We start from the raw sequence: 5,657 nt of genomic DNA, 5'->3' as shown, positions 1-5,657 counted from the left end.
AATCAGGCGTTGCCCGGCGGCAGAAAACCCGCCGCCCGGCGACAAGGACTGTAACCCATGTCCTGACAATAAAGTGTAACCCATGTCCCGTCCGCGCCGGCCCCCAGGCGACCCCCATATGCGGGCTTTCCGACGCGCGGCAGGCCTCAACCTTCAGACAATGCTGGAGTTAGGCTTCCAGTCCCGCTCTCACTGTCTCCTCTGTTCTTTGATGCCTTTCTCCAGACTCACGCCATAGCCCCATGCTGCAACCTGCCAGATGAGAAAGGGTACGATGTACCGAAGGCGCGGGCGGTCCCGGCCAGTACTCGCAGTGACATGCCCGACATCAAGAAACCGGTCTGACTGCCGCCGGTCGCTGAACTGCGCGTTGTCCTCGGCCGGCCCGAAGGCCGGGCCATCCACTCCGCCACGTTGACATCCGGCCTCACCGTGGTAGCATCACTGCGATGCAAACCGGAACGGGAGCCAGCCTTGACGCCGTAGGGACTGGGATATCCCATGAGTCCGTCATTGCTCGCGCACTGGACTTGTCGTGGCGGATCTCGATGCACTCACCACCGATGAAGCCCTTCGTTCGATTCGCTCGGGAAACGCAACACCTCTATGATGGCGAAAGACGCCGAGCGCGGTGGTTCTTCTGGGACTTCGACGCCATGGTGCAGAAGGTGCTTCTGGGCATCGTCCGTGGAGTATCCACGCCCGGAACACTCGCCGAGGCTTGTAAGAAACGTTGGGCAGTCAATCTCTCTCGGCTCGAGAAGAAAAAGTGGTCGGAATTGCGGGAAATCTCGAGAACCGGGAGGCACGTGCGGTTTCCGGGCGACAAGGCAATGGACTACATTACCGACCGGTTGCGACCCAATGCCCGTTTCCTGTATGCGGGATGCGGAGCCGGTACCGAGTGCCTTGCGTTCGCAAGCCGTGGACTGGACGTGGTCGGGATTGACCCTGTCCCTGGATTAGTAGACGTGGCCAACGCATGGGCCGGCCATTTTGCCCTGCCTTTCAAGGCGATCTGCGCGGACGCGATGGCGCTTGATTCGAATCTCGGTCTATTCGACGGTTTCCTCGTGGAGTTCTATGGAGACCAGCCTTCATGGAACCGGACTCTGAGCCTTCAGGCGAACCTGCAAGGTATCTTGACAAACGAAGGCAAAGGGTTCATTGTCGCTACTCGCAGGAAGTACGCGTCATACTGGTTCAGGATGGGGACGACGTATTCCGCGTTGATGACCAAGCGACTGGCAGTCCAGGCGCACTTCGACTACCGCTTCTCACAGCCGGACAAGTCAGAGGAACAGCTGCGCTACGGTCTCTATACAAAGACCCACACAAGGGAGTCGCTGGCCGCAGAGCTGTGCCACAGCTTCGACATACTCGAGTGTATCTACAAGAGCGACCCTCGGTACGTGCTCTGCGTCGTCAGTCGCAAGCAAGGATCGCCCGCCGAAGGAGCCCACCCTGTGTGTCCAGATCTCGCTGAAGCCCAGGCCGTCGGCTTGAAGACCAGTACCACCTCAGTCGACGAGCTTCTCGACAGGGTGCAAACGATCTGCGAGACACTGGAGACAAACGAGAAGAAGGTACAGGAGTTCTATGACTGCCCCGGGAACTTCGAGGGGATGAGTCCCATCAAGGGCGTTGAAATCGACTATCCCAGATTCACAGGCTTGTTGGAGGAAGTCTCTGCAGTGCTGCCGGATAGTGAGGAATGATGGTTGCCGGGATGTGGTGACCGTGTCCCGGGGGAACGCTGGGCGTTGAGCCTATCCGACAATCCGGATTTGCCGAGGCGACACGACCATCCGAGCAGGTAGCCGAACTAAGAAACCGCTTCGGGTTCTGGTGCAGCAGCGTGGGCCTTGGGACAAGCCCGAAGTCCCCGACAGCAATCGGCATTCGATTCCTCTGGCCCACACCTGGGCCATGAACGTCTTGGGGTACGGGCCGGCGGGGCCGGCTGAACTATCACGAGGGTATCCGTGAACCGTGAACTGAGAACGGGGCTTGCGGTCACGGTGGTCTTCCTCACGTGTGTGGCTGCCGGCCTGTGCCTGTACGTCTTCTTCGGACACCGTGTCTTGACTGCAGTGCACTCCGGCGAGTCGATTCCCCTTCTCGAACGGCTGGCAGGCAATCGGGGCGGACTGCCGCTTCGGGCATACCTGGACAAGGCAGACAGACTCATGGTCGTGTACACAGCACGTGCGCTCGCCAGCTTCTTCTTCTATCTCTTCTTCGTGCTCGCCATCCGCTACCTCCTGAGGAAGGACTCGGAATCCGTCTGTGGCGGCCGGCAGCCGTCGACCGGCGTCCGCGCGTCAGAAGTGGCGGGCGCATCCCTGATCTACGCGTTGCTTACGATCGCATTCTTCTACCGCATCATCCCGCACATCGACTCTCAATTGATCGGGCCTCCCGAGGACAACATGCAATCCCTCTGGAGAATGTGGATGACCCGCCAGGCACTGCAAGAGAAACCGGATCTCATCCACACCTCACACGTCTTCTATCCTGAAGGGGCTTCGCAACTCTTCTCTCTATGTCCATACAGCCAGCTGTTCGCCCTCGCGGCGACGGGAACGCAGAGTCTGGTCGCGGTCTACAATCTGCTCATCCTTTCCACGTTCGTGTTTTCCGGAATCGGCGCGTTCCTGCTGATCCGCCACTTCACTGACGATACGGCTGCGGCGCTTCTTGGTGGATTCGTGTTCGCGTTCAACCCGTCGCATTTCGCGCATTCTCTTCACCACGTCAGCATCGCCACGGCTCAGTTCATACCGTTCTTCGTTCTATTCTACATCAAGACGACGGAGGATGGCTCAAGGTGGAACGTTGCCTGGGCAAGCGCGTTCTTCCTTCTCAACGCTCTCTGCTGCTGGGACTACATGATCTACGCCCTCTTCTTCATGGTCGTCTACTACTTTATCACAGCCTACCGACGCAGAAGGTTTCTGATGCCGGGGCTAGTCATCTCCTCGCTGATAATCGTATGCACGACACTCGCGGTCCTTTCCCCCTTGATCATAGGCATGCTTGCATCTGCAGCTCGGCATCCGAACGTATGGTTCGGCGGCCACGACACTCTCACGATCGACCTGCTCGGCCTCTTCGTACCTCACTATCGCCACTGGCTTGCCGGCGTTCTGCCTATCGCAAGAGCCAACGCCAGCTACTCCTCAGACTTTGCCTGGGAGAGCGTCGGGTACCTGGGTATCATCTGCGTGGGACTCCTGCTCGCGTCGAGTCCTGATGGAGCGGGCCGCACGATATGTGCTGGGACTGCTGCTCTTTCTGGGGCTTTCTTTCGGCACGATCCTTCACTTCATGGGCCGGACTGTCGCCGTTGCTCTGCCCTATGCACTGATCAGGCTCATCCCGGTTGTTTCGGGCGCGCGCGCGCCCGGGAGAATAATGGCCTATGCCTACCTCTTTCTGGGTGTGCTTGTCGCCATCGCATTCAGCTACCAGCTCCGCGAGGGATTCCTCCGCAGAAGAAAGTGGCTCGCGGCGCTGTTGGCGCTGGGAATATGCGTAGATTTCTGGTCGCCGTGGCGCGAGACAACGCCGGTGCGACTTCCGCCCGCCTACACGGCGATTCTGAGGCAGGAACGGACTATTGACTTCGGGGTTCTGGATCTGCCGGGAGGCAACAGCCTCTTCTCCGGAAGGTACATGATGTACCAGACCATGCACGAGATGCCCATTGTAGAAGGGTATCTGGCCCGGAAGCCCACCCCATCCCTGGTCGACAGTCTGGAGCTTGATGACCTGCCGGCGCAGAGAGCCCAACTCCGTTCCGCGAGAGTGAAGTACATCGTGATCCACAAGCAGATCACGCGACTGATAGGAGGGAGATACCGGCCCGACCTTGATCGCTACGCTGGTGAGTACGGGAGGTTCTTTGAGGACGAGGAGAACCTGGTGTTACGTGTGTACTAGCGCTGCCCAACCCGCCGGGACACACGCCTTGACCGGCAAAGACGTGGTGGGTAAAGTACACCAAAGATGAGTCAGCACCTCTACGGTACCCTTGAGGGCTTCAAGTACCTGTACGCCCCGAAGCCGTGTCTCGGCGCATACGTTACTATAGAAGCGTCAGCCCGGGGACTGCTGAGATACGGCGCGTTTGACGAGTATCACACCTACTACATGGACCCGGTGTTCCAGGTCCGGGCTCACGATTCTCTAGCTCGCACTTGTCAGGAGAGCGGAAAACTCAAGCTGGTCCGGTTGCGCGAGTCGGTGGGGACGCCGCTCCCCGCCTATGACATCCTTCACTTCGAGACTATCCAACCCGCCAGAGAGATCGCCTTCCGAAGCCTCCTGTCCAATGTGCGGACTCCAGTGACAAGGCAGGCGTACACAATAGCCACGCTCGCGAACGTGCGGGAGTTCCTTGATCTGTGCCTGCTGAACCAGGGGTGCAGACCGTACGACTCTATTGTGGCGCCTTCCCGGGCAGCGGCAGAGGCAATCACTGCCTACATGACGGAAGTCGAATCACGCACTGAAGGCAAAGTGCGCTATCGAGGAAGGGTGGACACCATCCCGCACGGGTTCGAGACCGAAGACTCCAGACCAATGGACAAGGCCAGTGCGAGAAGAACGCTGGAACTACCCGCGCATGCCGTGATACTGCTGTCTTTGGGCAGGATATCGTGGCGGTCAAAGATGAACTACGATCGCCTGTTGCGCTCCGTGGCCCAGCTTGCCAAGGCGTCACCTGTCGAGTTGCTGCTTGTGGTCGCCGGTGCAGACAGCGACGGCGAATCAGCGCAGGTGCGGAACCTCGCCACGACCCTGGGGTTGTCCGACAAGATAAGGCTGATCACCGACTTCCGTGACGATCAGAAGACGGCAATCTACTCTGCCTCGGACATCTTCGTATCCCTGAGTGACAATCTACAGGAGTCCTTCGGACTGACACTGGTGGAAGCGATGGCCGTAGGGCTGCCCGTCCTCTGCACCGACTGGGACGGCTATCGCGACATAGTTGAAGACGGAGTGCAGGGGTTCAGGATTCCGGTCGAGTGGCAGGTGCGACGGAGACCCAGCGACTTGCTCGCGCAGTTCCGTCATCCCTACGACCACACGCTGATTCACCAGTCAAGTCGGGACCTGAAGATCGACAGTGGACAACTGGTCTCCAAAGCACTGGACCTGATCAACAACGCTGAGCTCAGATACTCCATGGGTCAACGCGCCCGGCAGCGGGTGAGAGATGAGTTCTCGATGAAGGCGGTTGTCGCTCGCTACGAGGACCTGTGGACGGAGCTCAAAGGAATGGCCGACCAGGACCAGAGGGAATACCCCAACCTCGGGCCCGTCCTCAGCTACGACTACCCAAAGCACTTCCGGGGCTATCCGACGACTCTTGTCGACGACGGCTCGGTGTAGAGGACGTGGCCTGGAATGCGGGATGATCGCCTGCCACCAGTGCGAGCTACGTCGGCACCGCAACCTTGACTGACTTGAGGCAAGGCAAGGTGGCCCGGAATCCCCGTGACGAAGAGCGCCTGTCTCGCGGAGCAAGTTACTACGGAGAGCACTAAATGTTTGACAGCTTGAGGTCATGTTGCCGCATATCGGACGTGCTCTTCCGCAAAGTAACTCCTGACCACTTCTGGCTGGCGTTGCCGGCTGCGTAGGTA

General features: G+C 59.1%; 4 protein-coding genes. All 4 read left to right on the top strand.

Going from position 1 to position 5,657, the window contains the following annotated elements:
• The first annotated feature begins 449 nt into the window (after positions 1 to 449).
• Positions 450 to 1,718 (top strand): methyltransferase domain-containing protein, encoded by a 1,269-nt coding sequence (locus FJY68_13065; protein ID MBM3332755.1) that lies wholly within the window; start codon positions 450 to 452, stop codon positions 1,716 to 1,718.
• A gap of 267 nt (positions 1,719 to 1,985) precedes the next feature.
• Positions 1,986 to 3,626 carry a hypothetical protein gene (locus FJY68_13060; GenBank protein ID MBM3332754.1) on the top strand — a complete coding sequence of 547 codons (1,641 nt, stop codon included), beginning with the start codon at positions 1,986 to 1,988 and terminating at the stop codon, positions 3,624 to 3,626.
• A complete protein-coding gene (locus tag FJY68_13055) occupies positions 3,574 to 3,945 on the top strand; it encodes a hypothetical protein (GenBank protein MBM3332753.1) in 372 nt (123 codons plus the stop codon). Before FJY68_13060 ends, FJY68_13055 begins: the two co-directional genes overlap by 53 nt.
• A 66-nt stretch (positions 3,946 to 4,011) precedes the next feature.
• The gene (locus tag FJY68_13050) at positions 4,012 to 5,403 is read left to right on the top strand and encodes a glycosyltransferase family 4 protein (GenBank protein MBM3332752.1); all 1,392 of its coding nucleotides are present in this window, start codon (positions 4,012 to 4,014) and stop codon (positions 5,401 to 5,403) included.
• The last annotated feature ends 254 nt before the right edge of the window (positions 5,404 to 5,657 follow it).

The sequence above is a fragment of the candidate division WOR-3 bacterium genome (assembly GCA_016867815.1).
Classification (GTDB): Bacteria; Hydrothermota; Tepidihabitantia; order Tepidihabitantales; family Tepidihabitantaceae; genus UBA2258.
Note: the sequence above shows the minus strand (reverse complement) of the source record. Positions and strands in the feature narration are given on the sequence as shown.